Source organism: Enterobacter sp. N18-03635, assembly GCF_004006055.1.
In the GTDB taxonomy this organism is placed as follows: Bacteria; Pseudomonadota; Gammaproteobacteria; order Enterobacterales; family Enterobacteriaceae; genus Enterobacter; species Enterobacter vonholyi.
The window spans coordinates 4240223-4261898 of the sequence record NZ_CP034769.1 but is presented as its reverse complement, the minus strand read 5'-3'; the positions used below and the strand labels follow the sequence as shown (position 1 = coordinate 4261898).

Annotated in this window: 25 protein-coding genes; 3 read left to right on the top strand and 22 right to left on the bottom strand. The window is 58.5% G+C overall.

The window, feature by feature from the left end:
- Position 1: 1 nt before the first annotated feature.
- The 19 genes from ELK40_RS21250 to ELK40_RS21160 all read right to left on the bottom strand — a co-directional run bounded on the left by ELK40_RS21250 (position 2) and on the right by ELK40_RS21160 (position 16473).
- On the bottom strand, positions 2-1231 hold the full coding sequence (locus ELK40_RS21250; RefSeq protein ID WP_115876829.1) for a beta-ketoacyl-ACP synthase: 1230 nt from the start codon (positions 1229-1231) through the stop codon (positions 2-4).
- Positions 1228-1959: a 3-ketoacyl-ACP reductase FabG2 gene (locus ELK40_RS21245; protein WP_111963734.1), complete on the bottom strand. Its 732-nt coding sequence runs from the start codon at positions 1957-1959 to the stop codon at positions 1228-1230. Before ELK40_RS21245 ends, ELK40_RS21250 begins: the two co-directional genes overlap by 4 nt.
- Complete coding sequence (locus tag ELK40_RS21240) at positions 1956-2429, bottom strand: 3-hydroxy-fatty acyl-ACP dehydratase (protein ID WP_115876830.1); 474 nt, start codon at positions 2427-2429, stop codon at positions 1956-1958. Before ELK40_RS21240 ends, ELK40_RS21245 begins: the two co-directional genes overlap by 4 nt.
- Positions 2426-3595: a beta-ketoacyl-[acyl-carrier-protein] synthase family protein gene (locus ELK40_RS21235; protein WP_127732530.1), complete on the bottom strand. Its 1170-nt coding sequence runs from the start codon at positions 3593-3595 to the stop codon at positions 2426-2428. Before ELK40_RS21235 ends, ELK40_RS21240 begins: the two co-directional genes overlap by 4 nt.
- Before the next feature lies 1 nt (position 3596).
- Positions 3597-4175: a DUF3261 domain-containing protein gene (locus tag ELK40_RS21230; protein WP_115876832.1), complete on the bottom strand. Its 579-nt coding sequence runs from the start codon at positions 4173-4175 to the stop codon at positions 3597-3599.
- Positions 4172-6496 (bottom strand): MMPL family transporter, encoded by a 2325-nt coding sequence (locus ELK40_RS21225; RefSeq protein WP_127732528.1) that lies wholly within the window; start codon positions 6494-6496, stop codon positions 4172-4174. The genes ELK40_RS21230 and ELK40_RS21225 overlap by 4 nt, the downstream gene beginning before the upstream one ends.
- Positions 6465-7070 (bottom strand): outer membrane lipoprotein carrier protein LolA, encoded by a 606-nt coding sequence (locus ELK40_RS21220; protein WP_115876834.1) that lies wholly within the window; start codon positions 7068-7070, stop codon positions 6465-6467. Before ELK40_RS21220 ends, ELK40_RS21225 begins: the two co-directional genes overlap by 32 nt.
- The gene (locus tag ELK40_RS21215) at positions 7067-7489 is read right to left on the bottom strand and encodes a thioesterase family protein (protein WP_023309526.1); all 423 of its coding nucleotides are present in this window, start codon (positions 7487-7489) and stop codon (positions 7067-7069) included. Before ELK40_RS21215 ends, ELK40_RS21220 begins: the two co-directional genes overlap by 4 nt.
- Positions 7490-7492: 3 nt before the next feature.
- Positions 7493-9184: a glycosyltransferase family 2 protein gene (locus ELK40_RS21210; RefSeq protein ID WP_127732526.1), complete on the bottom strand. Its 1692-nt coding sequence runs from the start codon at positions 9182-9184 to the stop codon at positions 7493-7495.
- Positions 9175-9528 carry a hydroxymyristoyl-ACP dehydratase gene (locus tag ELK40_RS21205; RefSeq protein ID WP_111963741.1) on the bottom strand — a complete coding sequence of 118 codons (354 nt, stop codon included), beginning with the start codon at positions 9526-9528 and terminating at the stop codon, positions 9175-9177. Before ELK40_RS21205 ends, ELK40_RS21210 begins: the two co-directional genes overlap by 10 nt.
- Positions 9515-10876, bottom strand: coding sequence for an AMP-binding protein (locus ELK40_RS21200; protein WP_127732524.1), 1362 nt, complete (start codon positions 10874-10876; stop codon positions 9515-9517). Before ELK40_RS21200 ends, ELK40_RS21205 begins: the two co-directional genes overlap by 14 nt.
- On the bottom strand, positions 10869-11456 hold the full coding sequence (locus ELK40_RS21195) for a hypothetical protein (RefSeq protein WP_127732522.1): 588 nt from the start codon (positions 11454-11456) through the stop codon (positions 10869-10871). The genes ELK40_RS21200 and ELK40_RS21195 overlap by 8 nt, the downstream gene beginning before the upstream one ends.
- Positions 11457-11462: 6 nt before the next feature.
- Positions 11463-11714: an acyl carrier protein gene (locus ELK40_RS21190; protein WP_024908875.1), complete on the bottom strand. Its 252-nt coding sequence runs from the start codon at positions 11712-11714 to the stop codon at positions 11463-11465.
- Positions 11715-11724: 10 nt separating this feature from the next.
- Complete coding sequence (locus ELK40_RS21185) at positions 11725-11982, bottom strand: phosphopantetheine-binding protein (RefSeq protein WP_008503081.1); 258 nt, start codon at positions 11980-11982, stop codon at positions 11725-11727.
- Positions 11963-12778 (bottom strand): lysophospholipid acyltransferase family protein, encoded by an 816-nt coding sequence (locus ELK40_RS21180; RefSeq protein WP_111963744.1) that lies wholly within the window; start codon positions 12776-12778, stop codon positions 11963-11965. The genes ELK40_RS21185 and ELK40_RS21180 overlap by 20 nt, the downstream gene beginning before the upstream one ends.
- Positions 12775-13497 carry a beta-ketoacyl synthase chain length factor gene (locus ELK40_RS21175; protein WP_127732520.1) on the bottom strand — a complete coding sequence of 241 codons (723 nt, stop codon included), beginning with the start codon at positions 13495-13497 and terminating at the stop codon, positions 12775-12777. The genes ELK40_RS21180 and ELK40_RS21175 overlap by 4 nt, the downstream gene beginning before the upstream one ends.
- Positions 13498-13564: 67 nt before the next feature.
- Positions 13565-14629 carry a class I SAM-dependent methyltransferase gene (locus ELK40_RS21170; protein WP_115876839.1) on the bottom strand — a complete coding sequence of 355 codons (1065 nt, stop codon included), beginning with the start codon at positions 14627-14629 and terminating at the stop codon, positions 13565-13567.
- Between the two features lie 69 nt (positions 14630-14698).
- Complete coding sequence (locus tag ELK40_RS21165; RefSeq protein WP_111963747.1) at positions 14699-15088, bottom strand: hypothetical protein; 390 nt, start codon at positions 15086-15088, stop codon at positions 14699-14701.
- A 335-nt stretch (positions 15089-15423) separates the two neighbouring features.
- Entirely contained in the window at positions 15424-16473 is a 1050-nt protein-coding gene (locus ELK40_RS21160) for an AI-2E family transporter (protein ID WP_023309517.1), read from the bottom strand.
- A 145-nt stretch (positions 16474-16618) separates the two neighbouring features.
- Here ELK40_RS21160 and ELK40_RS21155 point away from each other — a divergent pair, with 145 nt between their 5' ends.
- A complete protein-coding gene (locus ELK40_RS21155) occupies positions 16619-17836 on the top strand; it encodes an MFS transporter (RefSeq protein WP_127732518.1) in 1218 nt (405 codons plus the stop codon).
- 4 nt (positions 17837-17840) lie between these two features.
- On the opposite strand, the gene ELK40_RS21150 is transcribed toward ELK40_RS21155, so the two are convergent.
- Entirely contained in the window at positions 17841-18398 is a 558-nt protein-coding gene (locus ELK40_RS21150) for a DcrB family lipoprotein (RefSeq protein WP_008503073.1), read from the bottom strand.
- Between the two features lie 72 nt (positions 18399-18470).
- Complete coding sequence (locus ELK40_RS21145; RefSeq protein ID WP_111963750.1) at positions 18471-19136, bottom strand: 7-cyano-7-deazaguanine/7-aminomethyl-7-deazaguanine transporter; 666 nt, start codon at positions 19134-19136, stop codon at positions 18471-18473.
- Positions 19137-19303: 167 nt separating this feature from the next.
- Here ELK40_RS21145 and tusA point away from each other — a divergent pair, with 167 nt between their 5' ends.
- Complete coding sequence (tusA, locus tag ELK40_RS21140) at positions 19304-19546, top strand: sulfurtransferase TusA (protein ID WP_017693840.1); 243 nt, start codon at positions 19304-19306, stop codon at positions 19544-19546.
- A gap of 62 nt (positions 19547-19608) precedes the next feature.
- On the opposite strand, the gene yhgN is transcribed toward tusA, so the two are convergent.
- On the bottom strand, positions 19609-20202 hold the full coding sequence (yhgN, locus tag ELK40_RS21135) for an NAAT family transporter YhgN (RefSeq protein ID WP_003861574.1): 594 nt from the start codon (positions 20200-20202) through the stop codon (positions 19609-19611).
- A gap of 179 nt (positions 20203-20381) precedes the next feature.
- Between yhgN and asd the strand changes: the two genes are divergently transcribed.
- Positions 20382-21485 (top strand): aspartate-semialdehyde dehydrogenase, encoded by a 1104-nt coding sequence (gene asd / locus ELK40_RS21130; RefSeq protein ID WP_047173957.1) that lies wholly within the window; start codon positions 20382-20384, stop codon positions 21483-21485.
- The last annotated feature ends 191 nt before the right edge of the window (positions 21486-21676 follow it).

Here is a 21676-nt window from a genome sequence, read left to right as displayed (position 1 = left end):
GTTACGCCCAGCGTTTAATGATAATCGAGGTGTTGATGCCGCCAAACGCGAAGTTATTGCTCTGCAAATACTCGCAGTCAATCTGACGGGCTTCTCCCATAATATAATCTAAAGCACCGCATTGCTCATCCGGCTGCGTTAAATTGAGCGTCGGGGCAAACCAGCCTTCACGCATCATCTGCAGGCTCATCCACGCTTCCAGCGCGCCACAGGCCCCAAGCGTATGGCCAAAATAGCTCTTCAGCGAGGAAACCGGCACGTTATCACCGTAGATAGCGGCAGTGGCCTGGCTTTCGGCGATATCGCCGCGATCGGTGGCGGTACCGTGCGCGGAAATATACCCCATATCCCGGGCGCTTAATCCCGCCATAGCCAGCGACTGCTCCATGCAAATCTGCATGGTGTCACGCTGAGGCTGGGTGATATGGGCCGCGTCACAGTTGGTGGCAAAGCCCACGATCTCGCCATAGATTGTGGCCCCGCGCGCTCTGGCGTGCTCCAGCTCTTCCAGAATCAGGGTGCCAGCGCCTTCCCCAATGACCAGACCATCGCGCTGCGTATCGAACGGTGAAGGGGTGGTTTTGGGTTCGTCGTTACGCTGGCTGGTGGCAAACAGCGTGTCAAACACCGCTGCTTCAGACGGACACAGCTCCTCCGCGCCACCCGCGACCATCACGGTCTGATACCCGTGGCGAATCGCCTCCCAGGCATAGCCAATCGCCTGGCTGCCGGAGGTACAGGCGCTCGACGTCGGGATCACGCGGCCACGCAATCCAAAGAACAGGCCGGTATTCACCGCGGTCGTGTGCGGCATCATCTGGACGTAGGTTGTCCCGGTGATGTTATTGGTGTGCTTTTCGGTAAGCATGGTGGCGAATTCGCTGACCGGGCCGGTGCTGCCTGTCGAAGAACCGTAGGCGATACCCGTTTGACCATTGGTGAGCACCGCTTCGCCAATCAGCCCCGCCTGCTCCAGCGCCAGCTCGGTGGCGCGGGTCGACATCAGCGACACCCGGCCCATGGCGCGAATACGCTTGCGGGTATAGTGTTCCGGCAGCGTGAAATCATCGATCGGCGCGCCGAGCAGGGTATGCAGGCCATCATAGACCTGCCATTCCGGCATTTTACGCACCGCGTTTTCATACGCCAGCAGCCTGCTGGACACGGATTGCCAGTTTTCGCCAAAGGCGGTCACGCCGCCCATGCCCGTAATCACCACGCGACGCGTCATAGCATTCCTCCGTTAATGGAAATGACCTGGCGGGTAACGTAGCCCGCGATATCCGACATCAGATAGCTTGCCAGCCCGGCGACTTCTTCAGCCTGGCCCATACGTTTCATTGGAATGATGGACATCGCTTCCTTCAGCGCGGCCTCTTCCATCTCAATCATGCCGGTATCAATCAGCCCCGGGGCAATGCAGTTCACGGTGATTTTGCGTTTTGCCAGCTCAATCGCCAGCGCTTTGGTGGCGCCGATAATGCCCGCTTTTGCCGCGCTGTAGTTCACCTGCCCGCGGTTACCCATCACGCCGGACACGGACGACAAGGTGATAATGCGTCCTCCTTTACGGGTGCCAATCATAGGCATAATGCAGGGGTGAATGACGTTATAAAAACTGTCGAGATTAGTGTGGATCACGCTGTCCCAGTCGTCTTCGCTCAGCGCCGGAAAGGCTCCGTCGCGGGTAATTCCGGCGTTGCTGACAACGCCATACCATGCGCCATGGGTTTCAATCTCCTGCTCCAGCACCTCGCGGCACTGTTCGCGGTTGCCCACATCAAAGGCGAGTAGACGACCGTTCCCACCCGCCTGCGTGATGGCGTCCAGCGTCTCCTGCGCGCCTGCGGCATCACGATGGTAATGCACGCCTACGGTAAACCCGTCGGCGGCAAGCTGGCGGGCAATGGCGCGCCCTATGCCTTTGCTGGCCCCTGTGACCAGTACGGAACGACTCATGCGTTAGATCCCTGATTAAATAGCGATGTTAATTCTTCTGCGCTCGGCTGGAAGGTATTGACCCGGCCCGTGGCCAGCGTCTCTTCATTAGCGGAAATTGCGCATTCAAAACTGCCGAAGCGTTCGTCCTGCATCAGCAGCTTAACGGTAATGTCCAGCGTCAGGCCTGCGGCGAAATGCCCGCTGGCGCAGACCAGCTCGCGCGCGCCGAGCACCATGCCCAGCGCGATATGTTCCTGCCCCTGCTGCTGACGATGCCAGCCTGACCAGACGCCAACGGTCTGCGCCATTAGCTCAAGCGCGTACCAGCCCGGCAGGTCGCCATCGGCATTGAGAAACGGCGCCAGCACGCTTTGCCCGTTGACTGCCACGCGGCAGACCGCCATCTCGTCCGTAACTTTCTCTACGGACCCCAGCAGCATCATCGGCGCCTCGTGCGGCAGATAGGCTTCGGGTGATAAGTAGCTCATGAGGCTCTCCCCAGCAGAATGCTGGCGTTGTTGCCGCCAAACGCGAACGAGTTAGACAGAATAACCGGCTTTTTCAGCGCGATGTGCCGGTGCAGCAGGCCGCACGGCGCCAGCGTGTCGTCGGGCGCGTAGCGGGCGAAGTCCTGCGGCGGCAACGGTAGATCGCGCGAAAGAATCAGCCAGCTCAGGGCCGCTTCGGTAATACCGGCAGCGCCCAGCGTATGGCCGGTAAGGTGTTTGGTTGAGCTGCACGGCACGCTTTCCCCGAAGAGATCGTGTACCACCTGCGATTCAATCTGATCGTTAAGCGGCGTGGCCGTGCCGTGCAGGTTGATGTAGCCGATATCCTCCGGCTGCATACCCGCTTCGTTAAGCGCCTGAGTAATTGCCCTTATCGCCCCTTCGCCCTGCGGATGCGGAGCGGAAATATGGTACGCATCGCTGGATTCACCCGTCCCGAGCAGCGCCACGTCGGCGGGCTCGCGGCTCAATACCATCAGCGCGGCGGCTTCTCCGATGGTGATCCCCTTGCGGTCGCGACCAAACGGTTCGCAGAGCGTAGGGGAGAAGGATTCAAGGCTGTTAAAGCCGTTGACGGGCATCCGGCTCAGGGTATCTGCTCCGCCGACGATGGCGATGTCAACCAGCCCGGCTTCGATCAGACGTTTGCCGCCGATCATCGCCCGCGCGCTGGAAGAGCAGGCTGTCGAAATTGTATAGGCCGGGCCTTCGAGCTGAAGCCAGCTGGCGAGGAAGCGGGACGGATCGCCAAGCTCCTGCTGCGGATACTGCCAGCGCGTGCTTGCTTCGCCATGGGTCATGCGCTGTACGTGCTCATCGCCTTCATCCAGCCCGGAGGTGCTGGTCCCCAGCACCACGGCCACGCGATCGCGACCGACGCGGGCGATAGCCTCGTCGACGGCTGGCTGAATCTGCGCCAGCGCGGCCAGCAGCAGCTGGTTATTGCGGGTGCGGTGTGCGGAGAAGGTGTCCGGGATGGGCGGCAATTCGCCTTCAACGCCGCCCAGAACGGCTTCGGGTGAGTCCTGCAACCAGCCGGTCCGGGCGTGCATACCCGGCGCCACGCCTGCCACCAGGTTCGCGGCAATCATATCAGGCGAATTGCCCAGCGCGTTGACCATGCCAACAGCGGAAATATAAATCATCTCAGTCACCCAGATATTGAATGGTGATGTGGTATTTGAATACGTGTTGCTCGATGCTGATCGGCTCGCGCTTGCCTTTACGCTGCAGGTAGACAATCTCCGTCACCAGCTTGCCGCTGGCGTTACGCAGCTCGCGTCGATCGCCATTGTCCGTTAGCGTCCAGCCCTTCGGCAACTGCGGCTGCCAGGCGCTAATCGGCCAGTGGCTTAGCATCACGTCCGCCAGCACCTGGCTTGCGGGCGGCAGCTGCGGCACAACGATCGACTGTTCGGTATGAATACCGGTCTCATCGTACGTCGCCAGGAACAGACGAATGCCCACGGAAGAGAGCCCGGCCAGCGTCACCTTATGCGCATCCGCGTTGAGCATCACCAGCAGGGACTGCGTTTGTCCGTTAAAGCTGCCGGTCAGCAGCTGCTGGGAGCTTACCGCCGGGCTGATGCCGGGCGGCGGCAGCGTCACTCTGGTTCCCGGCTGGAGCCAGGCCTGAGGCCGCGTCTCTTTGGTATCGGTCGAATGGCTGCAGCCCGCCAGCAGCAGCGCTGCGGTTAGGGCGACGGCGCGGTAAAAAGCGTTCATTTACGTTTTCTCTCTTTCTTATCCGGCATCGCCAGCGGCGCCAGCAGGAAGGCGGTAAAAATACCGCTCACCAGCACGATACCAAAGCTGCTGATGGCCTGGGTGGCGCTGAAGACGAGCATGCCCAGCGTCAGCAGCGTGGTCATCATGGCCAGCGTAATCGCCAGCATGGAGGTCAGCGGCGTACCGCGCGGGTTGCTGAAAAACAGCGTGTAGTTAATGCCAATGCCGAGCACCAGTACCAGCGCCAGCAGTGAAAACAGATTCACCGGGTGGCCCGTTGCGGCCAGCACCGCCAGCCCGCAGGTCAGCGACAGCACGGACGGCACCAGGCTTATCAGCCCTTTACGCCAGCCGAGGCGCAGCATCGCCCCGCAGGCAATCACCGCCAGCGCCGCAAACAGTAGCCCCGTCAGCAGCGTGCGATAGAGGGCAAACAGGCTGTCAAAGCTGGCTTTGCGATCGACCCAGACGACGCCGTCATGGCGCGCGGCTAGCTCACCGAGGTAAGCGCTGTTTTTCGCACCGTCCACCGGCACGAGCACGCCGCTTTCCCCGTCGGGCAGGGTCAGCCAGAGCAGACGCCAGCCTTCGCTCGCCGGGCTTTTAAGCCACGCGTCCACGCTGACCGGCATGGCGTCGAGATTCGGGGCGACGGCGTTGAGCCCGGCGCTTTTCAGCACGTTCGTTACCGCAGGCGCGGCGTTCTGTAGAAGCGTAAGATCGCTTTTCTGGCGGGCCAGCGAGTTCAGCGGCAGGGTGCGCCAGCGGGCAATTTCTCCCGCTTTTTGCGCCTCCGCCAGCGCCGGGGTAAAGGCTTCCAGCCGCTCCAGCGTTTGCTGAGGCGAGGCGCCGTGAACCACAAACCATTTCTGATCGACGCTCTGTCCGGTCAGGGCGGTAATGGCCTTCTCCTGCGCCAGAATATCTTTCGGCAGCGCCTGCAGCTGGGCGATGTCGTCGTCCACCCTCAGCGTACTCATCCCCACGGCGGAGAGCAGCGCCAGCGCGACGGGCAAACCAACGGACAATTTTTTACTGCGCCGCCAGGCGGCCAGCCAGCGCAGCATCAGGACCATAAATGGAACCGGGCGCACCGGTAACCCGCGGCACAGCCACGGATGCCAGAAAATCACCGTCAGGCAGGAGGCGCTCAGCCCCACGGCGGCGAACACCGCCATCTGGCGGATCCCGGGGAAGGGGGCCAGCATCATAATCAGGTAGGCGGCGACCGTCGTCAGCAGCGCCATCAGCAGCGCATTGCGAACTTTGTCCAGGCTTTGCCAGGGGGAAAGCTCCGCGCCGTGCACCATCCGTTCGGTCAGGTAGTAGAGCGTGTAGTCGGCCGAAATACCGATGATGCTCATGCTCATTACCAGCGTCATCAGATGCAGCTCGCCAAAGAGCAGCAGCGTCACCACCGTGCCCGCCAGCGCGCCGATGGCAATCGAGAGCACGCTCAGCAGCAGCGGACGCAAAGAGCGGAACACCGCCACGATGAGCAGGAACACGCCAAGCAGGGTGGCGATGCCCAGCGTTGAGACGTCGCGTTTGGCCTGCTGGCTGGCGTAATCGCTGTAAAACATCGTCCCGCGGGAAAGCAGCTGCGCCTGCGGGTAACGGGCTTTGAGCGTCTCCTGCAGCGCGTTAAGCGTCGTCACGAGCCGGTGGGTCTGCTGCATATCAAATGACGAGCCCGCCAGCTCTCCGTGCAGAAGATACCAGTAGTTTCCCGCCTCATCTTTTGTGACCAGCCAGCCGTCCATCAGCCGTAGCTTCTGGCCGTTTTGCGCCAGAGCGAGCTGCGAGCCGCGCATCAGCATCAGGGGATCGTTTTGCAGCTCTTTGCCGCTGACGCCGGAAAAGGCCGAATAAAGCTGAGATAAAATCCACTGCGCCTGCGCTTCTCCGCCGTTTTGCAGGCGGGCGCGGGTGGCGGGATCGATCAGGCCATTTCGGTGCTGCCAGAAGAACTCTCCCCAGGCCTTTTGCCCGGCGGCGTCCATCGGGCCTTTGACCTCGCTAAGCGAATCAGTGCTTTGCAGCAGCGCCAGCCACTGCTGCGCCACGCGCGGATCGGGCTCTTTGCCGGGGCTGACCAGCCAGACCAGCTGGCGGTCGAGACGCTGCATAAACCCGTCGTTGAGCGCCGGCGGGATCGCCCCCAGCGTCTGCTTCGGCAGCATGGCCAGCACGCTGCTGTTCAGACGCGCGCCGGGCAGCAGCGACAGCAGCACGCCCATCAGAATCAGGCATAGCGTGGCCCACAGCAGCGCCGGGCGCAGGGATTTACGGTGCGGCAAAGCGTTGGCGTTCGTCATCGGTCAGGCTGGCGGGCGTCAGTTGGTGGCGTGAAAGGGCGATATCGGTACGGTCGCCCTGTTTGTCGTTGAGGCGAATCGTCTCCAGATAGGTCGCGCCGCCCAGATCGAGGGTGGCGAAAATCTTGTCCAGCGGCGTCGTTTTTGGCGTAAGCACCAGCGACCAGCGGCCCGCTCCCAGGTCTTTAAAATCAATGCGGAAGTTCTCTTCCAGCACCTTGCGGTCGGCCTGGAACAGGGCGCGCAGAAGATGATTGAACTGGAACATCTGCGGATTATTGTCGGCAGTGATGGTCTGCGGCGGCTGGCCGTTGATTGCCTGAACCATCCGCTTGTCGTCCAGCAGCAGCGTCATCGGAAACGGCGCTTTTTGATCCCACAGCAGGCCGCTGTCGCGGGCGATCAGCATTTCGCCCTGCGAGCGCAGCGGCTGCGGCATATCTTTTATGGTGCGAACCTGTTCGAAGTGCGCGCGCACCACGGGCTGCTCGGTGAAGCGCTGCTGCAGCTCATCCAGCGTCACGGCGCTGACCAGCGGGCTGAGGATTAGCGCCAGTAAAGGCAACCATTTCATGGCGTTACTCCCATACGTTCAAACAGTATTGCCGGGCTCACAAAGCACATTTCGCGGGTGGCTTCTTCCACCGCCACCTGGATGGTGTACCCGGTGGTCGTGCGTTTGCCGGTCTGCGCATCGAAAATTTGATAGGCAATGCGCAGGCGGTTTTCATACTCTTCAACGTGCGCGCGGACGCGAATACGCTGCTCAAAGGTCACCGCATCACGGTATTTCACCCGCGTGTCGACGACGGGCCAGACGTAGCCGGAGGCCTTCATCTGGCGATAGCCATAGTCAAACTGATTGAGCAGCGCCTCGCGGGCGATCTCAAAGTAGCGGAAATAGTTACCGTGCCAGACCACGCCCATCATATCGACGTCGTGGAACGGAACGGTGATCTCGACTTCAGTCGTAAAGCGGGGATCGGTCAGCACCCTTTACTCCTTTTCACTGGACTCTGGCAGATGCCAGAAATCGAAAAAATTAAACCAGTCGAGCGGCGACATGAGGGCGTAATGCTCCAGCCGCTGCGCGTAGCGATCGACGGTATTCTGCAGCGCCTGCTGGCGTTCACCGCGCGGCAGGTGCAGCGGATCTGCAAACGGTTCACAGTGCAGGACGAGCTTACCCTGCTGGCGCAGGGCAAAAATCAGCACCACCGGGCAGCGCAGGATGGAGGCCAGGATAAACGGCCCCTGTGGGAACGGCGCTGGCTGCCCCATAAACGTACTCCAGATCACCCGCCACTCGCCGCCACGCTGCGGATTCACCGCGATGCGATCGCCCACAATCGCGACCCATTCTCCCCGCTCAAGCTTCTCTTTGATGACGATCGCGGTGTCCGGGCCGATGTCGGTGACCGACATCAAATTCACGCTGGCCTCGGGCGCCATTTCGCTCATGATTTGCTTAAAGCGCTGGGCGTTCTCGCTGAAGACCAGGGCGGTGATAATTTTGCTGCCGTCCAGCTGGGCCAGGGCCCGGCAGGCTTCTACGTCGCCAAGATGCGAGGCCAGCAGCAGCTTGCCCTGCGGCGCCGCGATATTAAGCGTTTCGCTCGCGCCGGCGGCAAAGACCACGTCGCGATCAAACTTCAGCTCGCCGCGCCAGCTGGCGACCTTATCCAGCATCGCGTTGCCGAAGCGCATAAAATGGAAAAAGCTGTTGAGCCGTGAGGGAACGGGCATGTTCCGCTTATGCAGTTCTTGCTTGACCCTTCCAATCCACTGCCGCGAGGCCTGCCGTGCAGGACGTGCTATAAGCCAGTACACGCTGATCACCGGCCACAGCAGCACGGTAAAGGCCCGCCGACCCAGCAGTTTCCAGACGCGCAGCATCAGGCGCATCCCCCACAGACCCTTGACCTCGTCCTGCTGCGCCCAGTGCTGGCGGCGTCGACGGAAAAGCAGGCCGGGCATGCGGGGCAGCATGCCGAAGAAGAGTCGGGTATGCATCAGGGAGATCCGCACGTTATCTTTTAACGCATCGAAGTGGGACAAGCCGTCCTGCGGGTAGGTGACACGGGTGGGCAAAAAGACGCTGGTGTTGCCCTGCCAGTAAAGACGGACCATCACTTCGGTGTCAAAGTCCATCCGTTTACCGAGCGTTTCACGCGCTGCCAGCCGCAGCGTGGGCGAGACCGGGTAGACCCGAAAGCCGCACATGCTGTCTTTAAGCTGCAGGGATAAGGTCTCAATCCAGACCCAGACGTGGGTTATCCAGCGCCCGTAGAGTCGCGAGCGCGGAATGGAATCATCGTAAATGGGCTGGCCGGAAATCAGCGCGTCCGGGTGGCGCTCCGCCAGCGCCAGCAGTTTGGGGATATCTTCGATGGCGTGTTGGCCGTCCGCGTCCACCTGCACGGCGTGGGTATAGCCCGCGCGCGCGCACTCTTCCAGCCCCCTGATGACCGCGGCACCTTTTCCGGCGTTTTGCGCCAGACGGACCAGCGTCATCTGCGGCTGCTCAGCCGCCAGGCGCTCAAGCTCCTGACGGGTGACTGCGTCGCTGCCGTCATCCACCACCAGGCACGGCAGGCCGAACGGCGCGAGACGTGAGAGCACGCTGGCGATCATGGCGCCGTGGTTGTAGCACGGGATCAGCACGCAGGGGCGGAAGGTTACTGACATAGCCGAATTTTCCCGCTGCTGGCGGTATGGCGCTCAGCCCCTGCGTGACGCTGGTAGCTGAAGGTCAGCATCTGACGTTCAGCATGCCACTCAAGCATCAGCGTCACCGTGGTTTCCGGCAGCAGAGGTGCCTGGAACTTCACGTTTTGAATGCTGTGAAAGCGGTAGCCCGGTGCCAGTAACGTCGTGGCGTAGTGCATCACCCAGTCAAGCTGCGCAACGCCGGGCAGCAGCGGCTGTACGGCAAAATGGCCCTGAAACCAGAACAGCGCCGCGTCGAGATGCAAAACGATCTCCAGCTTCTCCGGCTGTGTCTGGTGGCGCTCAATTTCATGAATTTTCATGAAATAACTCCTCTAACTGCGCATAGACACGCTTGTTCATACTGTTTACCGGCATTTCATCGACAATACGCCAGTAGCGTGGAACGGCGACCGGCTCAAGCCACGGCAGCAGGGCGCGACGCCAGGCGAACTCCTGCGCTTTTTTATCCTGCATATACCCGCGCTGGCGAACCGCTTCGTCCAGAACCAGCAGGGCGCCAATCCCCTGACGGCCCCCGCGCGTGACCGGCAGCGCCGCCGCTTCGCAAATGCCGTCGAGCTCCAGCAGGCGACGTTCGATCTCGTTAAGCGAGATGCGCTTTTCTTCAATTTTGACCACCCGCCCGCGACGCCCGGCGATGCTGAAAAGCCCCTCGCTGTCGAAGTGGAGGATATCGTCCAGCTGGAGTCCTTCAGCCTCGTGGATCAGTGGCGACGTGACGCGACAGGCGTCATCTTCCTGATGGAAGATAACGCCGGGGAACGCGAGCCACGGCACGTTATCCTGCTGGCGATGGCGCCAGGCGAGGATCCCGGTTTCGGTGCTGCCATAAATTTCATCCGGCCAGATGTTAAGCCAGCCAGCGGTGGTGGATACGTCGCACCAGGGCAGCATTCCGCCTGCTGAAATCAGCATTCTGACGGGCGGCGCGGGAAGCTCCGTATCCAGGCGCTTCAGGAACGCCGGGCTGCTGATGAACAGGTAATGCCTGTCATGAGGAAGGGCGGCCAGCTGCTCGGCGTAGTAGAGCATCGCGGCATGCAGCGGCAGGCCCAGCGCCATCGGCAAGACGATGCGGAATGTCAGGCCGTACAGATGTTGCGGTACGACCGAGGCGACAACGCTACAGCCAGTCAGACGCTCGCCGAAGCGGTCAGCCAGCAGACGGGCTTCGCGATCCAGACTGACGATGTGCTTAATCACCCGACGCGGGGTGCCCGTGGAGCCGGAGGTGAACAGTTCAACAAAGCGGCTTTCGTCAATGTCCGGCAGGGGCGTCCAGTGGCGAGCAGTCTGATGGCTGGAGGCCACCACAATCAGCTTGCCATGGAAATCGAGAGTCCTGTCGCTCAGGACGCCGCTAAACAACGACTGCTGTTCTTCAAGCTGCGAGACGCGGCTATGGCCGGGAATGACTGGCGTTTTACCGGCATGCAGCGAGGCCAGCAGCGCAACGATAAACAGGTAGCTGTTTTCAAAGCACAGCGCCCAGCGCTCGCCTTCCTGCTGACGCAGGGTGTCGACCAGCAAGGTCACGTCGTGGCGCAGCTGGCCGAGCGTCCAGGTACGATCGTCAAGCCAGGCAACGGGCATGTCGTCAGGGCGCGGGGCGTTCAACCACTGGCCCAGCGGAAGGGGGTTAGTCATTGTGCATCTCTTTTTTTATCACCCGCTGGCGGACCAGCCACTCGGTCGCCATCAGCGTTCCCATCATGATATAAGCCACCATACCGTTCCACAGCGTCCACAGATGCAGGTCGCCGTGGAGAACGGTGAACAGCGCCATCGCGCCGTTTCCGATGAAAAAGCCGCACCAGACGAGGGTCACCCTGCGGGTATAGCGCACGCCCTCCGGGGGCAAATCCGGCTCGCGCAAGCGCGCCAGCCGTTCGACCAGCGGCATCGCGGTCCACAGCGAACCGCCAAACACGGCCAGCATCACAAGGTTGACGACCACCGGGTAGAACAGCAGCCACTGGTGGGTTTTAAGCAGGTAGCTTGCCGCGCAGAGCGCAATGCCCGCGAGCGCCACGCACTGCACCACATACCGCATCGGGCCACGGTTCCGCCGCGCCTGGCGCAGCCGCAGCAGCAACATCAGCGCCATCACCGGTAACAGCCACCGCAGGCTGTTGTGCGTCAGCCCAAATCCAATCAGAAAAGGCCACGCCAGCAGCATCAGACCCGTCAGCAGTGGGATGACCGGGAACGTCCGTCCACCACGCACGACGTCTTACTCTTCGCGCAGAAGCTGTTCGACGGCGTCTACCACATCCTGAACGGTACGAACCGATTTGAAGGTTTCCGGCTTGATTTTCTTGCCGGTTTTCTTCTGCAGATGAACGATCATGTCCACCGCGTCAATGCTGTCCAGCTCCAGGTCTTCATAAAGACGGGCTTCGGGCGTAATGTCCTGCGGGTCGATTTCAAAGAGCTTGGTCAGAAGGCCGCAGACTTCCTGATAAATGGTTTCTTGTTCAGTCATCGTTCACATCTCAGGCGCGTTGAGCGTTGATAAAGGACGCCAGCGTGGCGACGGAAAAGAAGTGCTGGCGCATCTCTTCGCTTTCGGCAGAAAGCACCACGCCATACTGGTTTTTCACGGCCAGACCCAGTTCCAGCGCGTCAATGGAGTCCAGACCCAGTCCATCGCCAAACAGCGCGGCATCGGTATCAATATCCTCTGCGGTAAGCTCGTCCAGATTCAGCGTGGTGATAATGAGATTCTTAATTTCAAGATAAAGCGCTTGCATCATTAATTCCTGACAAAGATTGAAGGCCTGATGTTAATCGATGCTCCAGATGCCGGTTTAACTGCCTTGCCGCCAGCGCCGGTTCTTGTTCATTTGCATCGTAAAATTCGTCGATGTTCACGCGGTCGCGGACATCCACGGTGAAAACAGGTTTTTCTGGCGGTACATCATACCAGTGACTTTTTTTATCCAGCAGATGTTCGCTACAGTGGATCAGCACCACCCGCAGATCGCTGTTACAGCGCACGGCGATATTAGCCGCGCCGCGCTGGAGGGAGATAGCCTCGCCAAACCGGGTTCGCGTGCCTTCCGGGAAGATCAAAAGCGTGTCGCCCTGAGCCAGACGCTGCTGGCTGGCCGCGAGCAGGGGCTCGGCTTCGCTGTTAATCAGGTAATCCGCCGCGCGGATGACGCCGCTGACAAAGGGATTACGCAGCAGCGCGCTCTTCACCAGACAGTCGGTTTCTGGCATCACCGACGCCAGAATCACGTAGTCAATTAACGTGGGGTGGTTAGCTACCACCAGACAACCCCGATCGCTGCGCAGCGCGTCAAGATTGCGAATGCGATAGTCCAGTACCCCGAGTCCGCGCGCAACGGTCAGGAAGAAACGGAAGCTGGCCGCAATGCTGCGACGCGCCAGACGTCGACGGTTGGCGCGGTCGCGCTGGACGATCAGCAGCAGGTTGAACCAGACCAGCGACAGCAGCAGTCCGCCCACGCCAAACAGCGCGAAGCAGAATCCGGTCATCACCAGACGCCATAACCAGTTGATACGGGCAGCCAGGTGGTTCATGCGCGCGTCCATTGCCACAGCAAACGTTCGCCGGGCACTACAAACTGACGTTCCTCGCTGAGATAGCGCTGCAGGAACATCAGGCTTTGCGGCAGGGCGGGTTCTTCGCCCGTGCTGCCGCTGTGGGTTTCACACTGCAATTCCTGTCCGGATTCAATGACCAGCGCCAGCGCGTAGGGCCAGGTGGGCATCTGCTGCGGTAACGCCGGATGGTAAAATTCCGGCAGCGCGCCGTCAAAATCGACCAGCAAGACGCGGGAGTAGCCGGCATGCAGCAGGCTCAGCACTTCACATAAAGCCTGCTGGAAGGTGTCCAGCCCGGCAGAGATGGATGACGAGACGATGGGCTGGCGTGCGGTAATCGTGAGATTGCCCACCGCCGAGTTGTGCACGGACATGGCGAAGTCGGTGGGCGATACGGACTGGCCGGTTGCCAGAGCATGCAGAATACGGTAGTTACGCTCCAGCTCGCCGTGGCGGCTGGAATAGACGACGGCATCAATGGCGTGGTTTTGCAGCATGGCAAGACCAATATCCACCGCCAGCTTACTGCCTGAATTGAGGCGGCGCGCGGTCATCATAGGTAAAGCGGTCAACCGGGGAAGCGGGGCAGTTGGATCGACGGCCAGCTGCAGGCGAGACCACGCCTGCCACTCTGTGGCATCGCTGAGTCCTGGCGCTCTGGCCTGCCAGTCGATAATGTTCAGTGAAAATTTCATCTACGCGCGTCCGCGAAAAAAACCGTATTCAAAAGGCAGACTAGGCCACCCGGGCAGCTAAGCTGCTCTATTGTTCACGTTTGGTGCATATCAGCAGGGTATGACCGACCCCAAGGTTGTCCAGCCGCTGTTCAACGCTGAAACCTGCGCTCTCCAGGTAGCGATAAAACTTTTCTACGCTGTAAAACCGGCTATTGCCATTCGCCATACAGGTGAAATAGAGCGAGGTGGCATTCAGGCTGAAAGAGGCTGCTTCAAATTTCTGAGCATCCCAGAAAAGCTCCATGATGCACAAACGTGCGCCTGGCTTCATGGCCTGTGCGACGCGCGTCAGCATGGCGACAATCTGATCCGGAGAGAAACAATCCAGGAACTGGCTCATCCACCAGACGTCGGCGTCACCCGGCAATGTTGCTGGGCTAAGCATATCGACAGCATGGAATGCAATACGATGAGAAAAACCTGCTTTTGCGATGTTTTCCTGCGCCAGCGCTATCTGCTGCGGCAGATCGAGGATCGTCACGGCAACATTTTCGTCATAGCGGCAGCAGCGTAACGACCATTTACCCGTATTTCCGCCCACATCGTACAATTTTGTCGGCGAGCTTGCGAATATATATGGCAAAGCAGCGTCAAAAGCGGCGTCAGAATAGTAATGATCAAAGGCGAACCAGCTATCCTTCGCCGGAGCAGGTAATTGGGATAAAGCCGGGTAGATGGTTGGCCAGTTGCCAAACACGGCTAATCCGGCAGGTTTTTCTTCCTGCAGGGCGTCCGCCAGGTGAAATAGCCCCTGGTAACAAACGTCCTGGGTGAAATCCATATTTACGCGGGTCATTTCGTCGTGCAGTAAAAAATGGCCCACTTTCGCCAGGAAATAACGTCCTTGCTGTTGGGTTACGATTCGACCGCTTAATCCCATATCCAGCAGTACGCTGACTCCATAGCTACCTAGCGTGCTGTGTTCTGTTATTTCCTCAAGGCTGGCACCTTCTTTCCCTTGTTTATCTAGCCAGGCGAGAACGCCTGAGTTACGCAGACAAAGCGCAGTCTGGAATAACATCGGGGCAAAAGCGATGCGTTGCGCTTCGGTAATGGCATCCAGTGCGCTGAGTGTGTCCTTTTCGTACATTACTACGTAACCTTTGAGGATAATAAAGAGAGGTTATCGGGCCATACGCGGCCCGACTTTAGAAAAATATTACAGCGTGGCGCCTGCGGAGAGGTTCAGCTGAATATCGTGGTCGAGGTTATTCACCCAGCGGTTATAATTTTTGTGAATTTTACCGTCTGCCGCTTTCAGATTAAGGCTGTTTTCATAGTTGATTGAATAGCTTGTTGCCGTATACGGAATACTCACCTGGACCGAGTGATCGCGCGACTGCAGACGCCCCTTAATCATTCCCGGGCCCGCTTCCGTCATGATCCAGTCACGTTTTTGGCCTGCTTTCAAAATTGCCGTTTTTACCTGATCGGCAGTATGACCCGCGCTTACAATAGAGTGAACCTGAGCGATTGGGGCGGTACGCGCACAGCCTGCCAGTGCGCCAACGAATACGGCAGCAGCACACCATTTAACGATCTTTTTCATCAACAACTCCATATCAATATTAACAATTAAAGGTAGTGGTTTTTACAAATAATATTCATCCGGCTATCCGTTGGCGCCAGGCGTATTTTTAATCAATATTAATGTTTGCATTACGATGAAGCGAAGACGGAAATAATAACATGGAAAAATAAGTAACCATTTCATTTTTTATAATTTGCGTTAAATCATGAATTGCGTTTGAGCGTAATGCGCACGACGTAAATAAAACAGGGTGAATATCGACTTAACGCAAATAAAATACCGCGACGGATTAAGGACGCGGTAATTTACGGTGTATTACTGATGGTTTAAACCTACCTGTACAGGTAGGTCGGTTATCCTGGTAATCGGCTTTTCGGCCTCCCCGGACCGAGCAGGATCGCCAGCTTGCTGCCGCCTTTGGTGGTTTCCATCCAGATTTTACATACGCTGGTCAGGGGGACCGACAGCAGCATACCGACCGGGCCCAGCAGCCATCCCCAAATCAGTAAGGATAAAAATACCACCAGCGTCGACATGCCCAGACGGTGTCCCATCATGCGCGGTTCAAGAATATTGCCCAGCACCATATGCACGACGAGGAACAGCGCGCCGACCAGCATGCATTCGTAGAAACCGTTGAACAGAAACGCCTGGATCATCGGCGGCACGGCGGAAAGCACCGCGCCAATATTCGGCACGTAGTTCAGCAGAAATGCCAGCACGCCCCACATCAGCGCGAACTGCACGTCCATCAGCATCAGCCCCAGCCAGACAATGACCCCGGTCCAGACGCTCAGAAGCGTTTTCAGCGCCAGATATTTTGAGACGCCCTTCAGTGCCCGGTGTAATCCGGCAATGTGAATTTGTGGGTTGTTCAGTGCAAAGCGCAGCTTATAGGGGACGTGGCGAACTTCGAACAGCATAAACACCACCGTCATGACCAGCAGCAGAATGCTGGCCATCGCGCCGGAAAGCCCCGTCATCAAGGTGGTGGCGTAGGTCATGACCTTCTCGGAGTCCATTCTGCGCAGCATCCGTTCGGGTGAAATATGCAGATTAAGAAAGGGTACCATCTCCTGCAGCGCGACAATTTTACGCGTCAGCTCTTTGTTGTACTGCGGCAGCATGGTGGAGAATTCGCTCAGCGATGCCGCCAGTACGCCGAAGAGCGCCGTCAGGCCAATCAGCATAACAATAACCACAATGGTGATGGCTACCGGGCGGCTGACTCCCCGACGTAAAAACCAGGTGACCAGAGGATTAAGCACAATGGCAAAAAAGAGCGCCAGCAGGAGCTGAACAATAATGTCGGCGGCAGCATGAATACCCGCAAGGATAACCACCAGACAGGCGAGTTTTAATAAGATGTGAAGTCCTGCTTTGTCGGACGGGTTAGCGATCATGCGTGTTCCTTAATATGATGACCCGGTAAGTGTAGTGCCCGGGCTTCGCTTCGTCTGGAGCCGTTAATCTGAAAGTCGGTGCTGATTTTCTTATTGCGCCGTGGTAATAGTGAAACACGGTTGTAAAAAATCCAGGTAAAACCCCATGCCCGAACCTGCCGCTGAACCGGCACTGAGCGGATTGCGCCTCAATCTGCGCATCGTTTCCGTTGTGATTTTCAACTTTGCCAGCTATCTGACCATTGGCCTGCCGCTGGCGGTCCTGCCGGGCTATGTCCATGACGTGATGGGCTTCAGCGCCTTCTGGGCGGGGCTGGTCATCAGCCTGCAGTATTTCGCCACGCTCCTGAGTCGCCCCCATGCCGGGCGCTACGCGGACCTGTTCGGTCCAAAAAGCATTGTGGTGGTGGGTTTATGCGGCTGTTTCCTCAGTGGCCTGAGCTACCTGCTGGCTGCCGCAACCAGCCACTGGCCGCTGGTCAGCCTGGCGCTGCTCTGTCTGGGCCGCGTCATTCTCGGCATCGGACAAAGCCTGGCGGGAACCGGCTCGACGCTGTGGGGCGTGGGGGTTGTCGGCGCGCCGCACATTGGCCGGGTGATCTCCTGGAACGGGATTGTCACCTACGGGGCAATGGCGCTTGGGGCGCCGCTCGGCGTGGCCTGCTATGCGCTTGGCGGGCTGTATGGGCTGTCTATCACTATTATGGCGGTCGCGCTGCTGGCAATTCTCTTTGCGCTGCCGCGTCCGAAAGTAAAGGCCAGCAAAGGCAAGCCGCTGCCGTTTCGGGCGGTGCTGGGACGCGTCTGGCCGTACGGCATGGCCCTGGCGCTGGCAACCACCGGCTTTGGCGTAATTGCGACCTTCATCACCCTGTTCTACGACGCCAAAGGCTGGGACAGCGCGGCCTTTGCGTTAACCCTGTTTAGCTGTGCGTTTGTAGGTGCCCGCCTGCTTTTCCCTAACGGCATCAACCGTCTCGGCGGGCTGAATGTGGCGATGATCTGCTTTGCGATAGAGATTGTCGGGCTGCTGCTGACCGGAATTGCGATGGTGCCGTGGGTCGCCAAAGTGGGCGTGTTCCTCGCGGGGGCAGGCTTTTCCCTGGTCTTCCCGGCGCTGGGCGTGGTGGCGGTAAAAGCCGTGCCGCAGCAGAATCAGGGGGCGGCGCTGGCGACCTATACGGTATTCATGGATATGTCTTTAGGCATTACCGGCCCGCTGGCGGGGCTGGTGATGGCCTGGGCAGGCGTGCCGGTGATCTATCTTGCCGCGGCGGGTCTGGTGGTTATTGCGCTGCTGCTGACGTGGCGGCTAAAAAAATGGCCCCCGGTGCAGGCACCGGAGGCCACGTCATCGTCGTGAAGCGTTACTGGATCACGATGGTGTTAATGATGTTTTCAGCGGCCGTCTGCGCTTTCTGCTGATCTTCCGCTGGCAGGGTGATCTGCAGGGTCAGCAGTTTGTTATCGACCTTGCCCAGCACAACAGAGGAGTAAGCGGTCTGGCCTTTTGCGGAGATGATGCTATCGAGCTGCTGCAGCTTATGGCCTTTCAGCTCGATGGATTTATTGGTCACGACCTGCAGCTGCGGGTCGCGTCCGCGCTGCTGATCTTCAAGACGTTTGGACAGGACGGCCAGGTCTTCGCTGGTGTCGTCGCCCACAATCACAATGACCGCTTTCTGCCCGGTTGCGTCGGAGTAAACGTGCATGTTGTTCGCCTGGGTGCCCAGCTTGCCGCTCTGGTCAGTCATATCGGCTGGCAGAGAGAAACTGAGTTTGCCATCCATCAGATTCACCGGCTGGCCGGTCGCATTGCTTTCTGCGGATGCGCCCTGAGCAGGCGTTTTCGTGTCGCTGTTATCACAGGCTGCAAGACCCACAACCAGCAGGCCAATCCCGACATATTTAACCAGATTGCGCATTGACTTCTTCCTTTCGATAAACGGCCATAACGGCTCATTCGCTCATCTTATCACAACTGATAAAGCGAACCCTTAACCAGCCTGCAATGCTGTGATTTCAGATTTATCTGCCAGCCTTTTCAGCAGCATATTGAGCAGCACGCCGTACATCGGCAGGAAGAAAACAATGCTGATGAGGACCTTGAAGCAGTAGTCCACCAGCGCGATTTCCATCCAGTGCTCGGCCATGAACGCATCCGGGCTGCGCCAGAAGGCGATAAAGAAGAAGGCCAGCGTATCGCTCACGTTACCGAACAGCGTGGAGGCGGTTGGCGCCATCCACCAGCGATGATTCTGACGCAGGCGGTTAAACACATGCACGTCGAGGATCTGCCCCAGCGCATAGGCCATAAAGCTTGCCGCGGCGATGCGGGCAACGAACAGGTTGAAGTGGGTTAACGCCTCAAAGCCCTGCCAGCTTCCCATATAAAACAGAGACGAAATCACGTACGAGATGAACAGCGCCGGGAGCATGACCGAAAAAATAATACGGCGAGCCAGCGGTGCGCCAAAAATACGCACGGTCAAATCCGTCGCGAGGAAAATAAACGGGAAACTAAACGCGCCCCAGGTGGTATGGAAACCAAAGATGGAGATCGGGAGCTGCACCAGATAGTTGCTGGAGGTGATCACCAGCAAATGGAAAAGCGAAAGCCAGAACAACGCTTTTACGCGCTGAGATTCAGAAAACTGCGTCATATTGTGACCTTTTTATACGTTGGGGTGAGGGAACCCAATAAAAACCGCAGCATGATACTGCTTTGTCAGGACATTGCAATGGTTAGTTTTTACGCAATCGTTAACCTGGTTTGCATTGATCGCAACCGGGCGTAAACTACAGCCGTTTTTATCAGACCGAGAAGATCATGACCGACCTGTTTTCCAGCCCAGACCACACTCTTGATGCCCAGGGCCTTCGCTGCCCGGAACCGGTAATGATGGTACGTAAAACCGTGCGCAACATGCAGACCGGTGAAACGCTGCTGATCGTTGCCGACGACCCGGCCACCACGCGCGATATTCCCGGTTTTTGTACCTTTATGGAGCATGAGCTGGTGGCGCAGCAGACGGAAACGCTGCCGTACCGGTATTTGATTCGTAAGGGTTGAGTGGGCGCCTCTGCTGCCTGATGCCCTCACCCCAGCCCTCTCCCACAGGGAGAGGGAGAACGTCATCCCTTCATCCACGCCCGAATGCCGTCCAGGAACATCTGCGTTGCCATCATTACCAGAATCAGCCCCATCAGGCGCTCCAGCGCGTTTACCCCTTTTTCGCCCAGCAGGCGCAGGAACAGGGACGACTGCAGCAGGATAATAAACGTTCCGCCCCAGGCAATCAGCAGGGCAATCACCAGATGGCTCATCTGGTTCGGATACTGGTGCGACAGCAGCATCAGCGTGGCCAGAATGGTCGGCCCGGCAACGAGGGGAATCGCCAGCGGCACAATAAACGGCTCTTCACCCGCAGGCAGGCCGCTGCTGCTGCCTTCCGCGCTTGGGAAAATCATCTTAATCGCAATCAGGAAAAGAATAATCCCGCCGGAAATCGACACGGTTTCGGCGCGCAGGTTCAGGAATGCGAGGATTTTTTCACCCGCAAACAGGAAGATAAACATCACCAGCAGGGCAATGAGCAGCTCGCGGATCATGATCGCACGGCGGCGCTTCGGTTCGGTGTGCTTCAGCACCGACATGAAGATCGGCAGGTTACCCAGTGGATCCATAATCAGGATCAATAAAACCGCCGCGGAAATGATTTCACTCATCTTTAAATTATCCCTGATACTTAGTAGTGTTATTTCGATGATTAGCGCTTTTTCTGATTGCCGGGCAATCATCGATTAATTTCGCTTGCGACTTTGGCAGCATTTTGTAATGTGAAGCATATCCCAGTTCAATACTGGCTTGCACAATCAGCACACACCCTCAGCAGGAAAAAAATGCTATGAAAAACGTTGGTTTTATCGGCTGGCGCGGTATGGTCGGCTCTGTACTCATGCAACGCATGGTTGAAGAGCGCGATTTCGACGCTATCCGCCCGGTCTTCTTCTCCACTTCCCAGCTCGGCCAGGCTGCTCCGTCCTTTGGTGGTACCACAGGCACGTTGCAGGATGCTTACGATCTGGAAGCGCTGAAGGCACTCGACATTATTGTGACGTGCCAGGGCGGCGATTATACCAACGAAATCTATCCAAAGCTGCGTGAAAGCGGCTGGCAGGGCTACTGGATTGACGCGGCCTCGTCGCTGCGCATGAAAGATGATGCCATCATCATTCTCGACCCGGTGAACCAGGGCGTGATCACCGATGGCCTGAACAACGGCGTAAAAACCTTTGTTGGCGGCAACTGCACCGTCAGCCTGATGCTGATGTCCCTCGGCGGCCTGTTCGCTCAGGATCTGGTGGAGTGGGTCTCCGTGGCGACCTACCAGGCCGCGTCCGGCGGCGGCGCGCGCCATATGCGCGAGCTGCTGACCCAGATGGGCCAGCTGCACCAGAGCGTTGCGACCGAGCTGGCAAACCCGGCATCCGCTATTCTGGATATCGAGCGTAAGGTCACCCAGCTGACCCGCAGCGGCGAGCTGCCGGTGGATAACTTTGGCGTACCGCTGGCCGGCGGTCTGATCCCGTGGATCGACAAACAGCTGGATAACGGCCAGACCCGCGAAGAGTGGAAGGGCCAGGCTGAGACCAACAAAATCCTCGCGACCGCGAACACCATTCCGGTTGACGGTCTGTGCGTGCGTATCGGCGCGCTGCGCTGCCACAGCCAGGCCTTCACCATTAAACTGAAAAAAGATGTGTCTATTCCGACCGTGGAAGAGCTGCTGGCCGCGCACAACCCGTGGGCAAAAGTAATTCCAAACGATCGCGATATCACCATGCGCGAGCTGACCCCGGCTGCCGTTACCGGCACGCTGACCACGCCGGTTGGCCGTCTGCGCAAGCTGAACATGGGGCCGGAGTATCTCTCCGCGTTCACCGTCGGCGACCAGCTCCTGTGGGGCGCCGCCGAGCCGCTGCGCCGCATGCTGCGCCAGCTGGCGTAATAATTTGTTAACTACCGGGGGTGATTTTCACCCCTTTTTTTTGCGTACTACATGGAGTAACACGCGTATGTCTTATTTTTTATCAGGAGTCATCTAGAGCGTTGGCTATGCTTTAAGGAAGAGTCATTTCTTACCTGAGGTTCGAACGGAGCAGAATGGATGCACATTTTTGTGCTGTCCCGTTCAGGTCA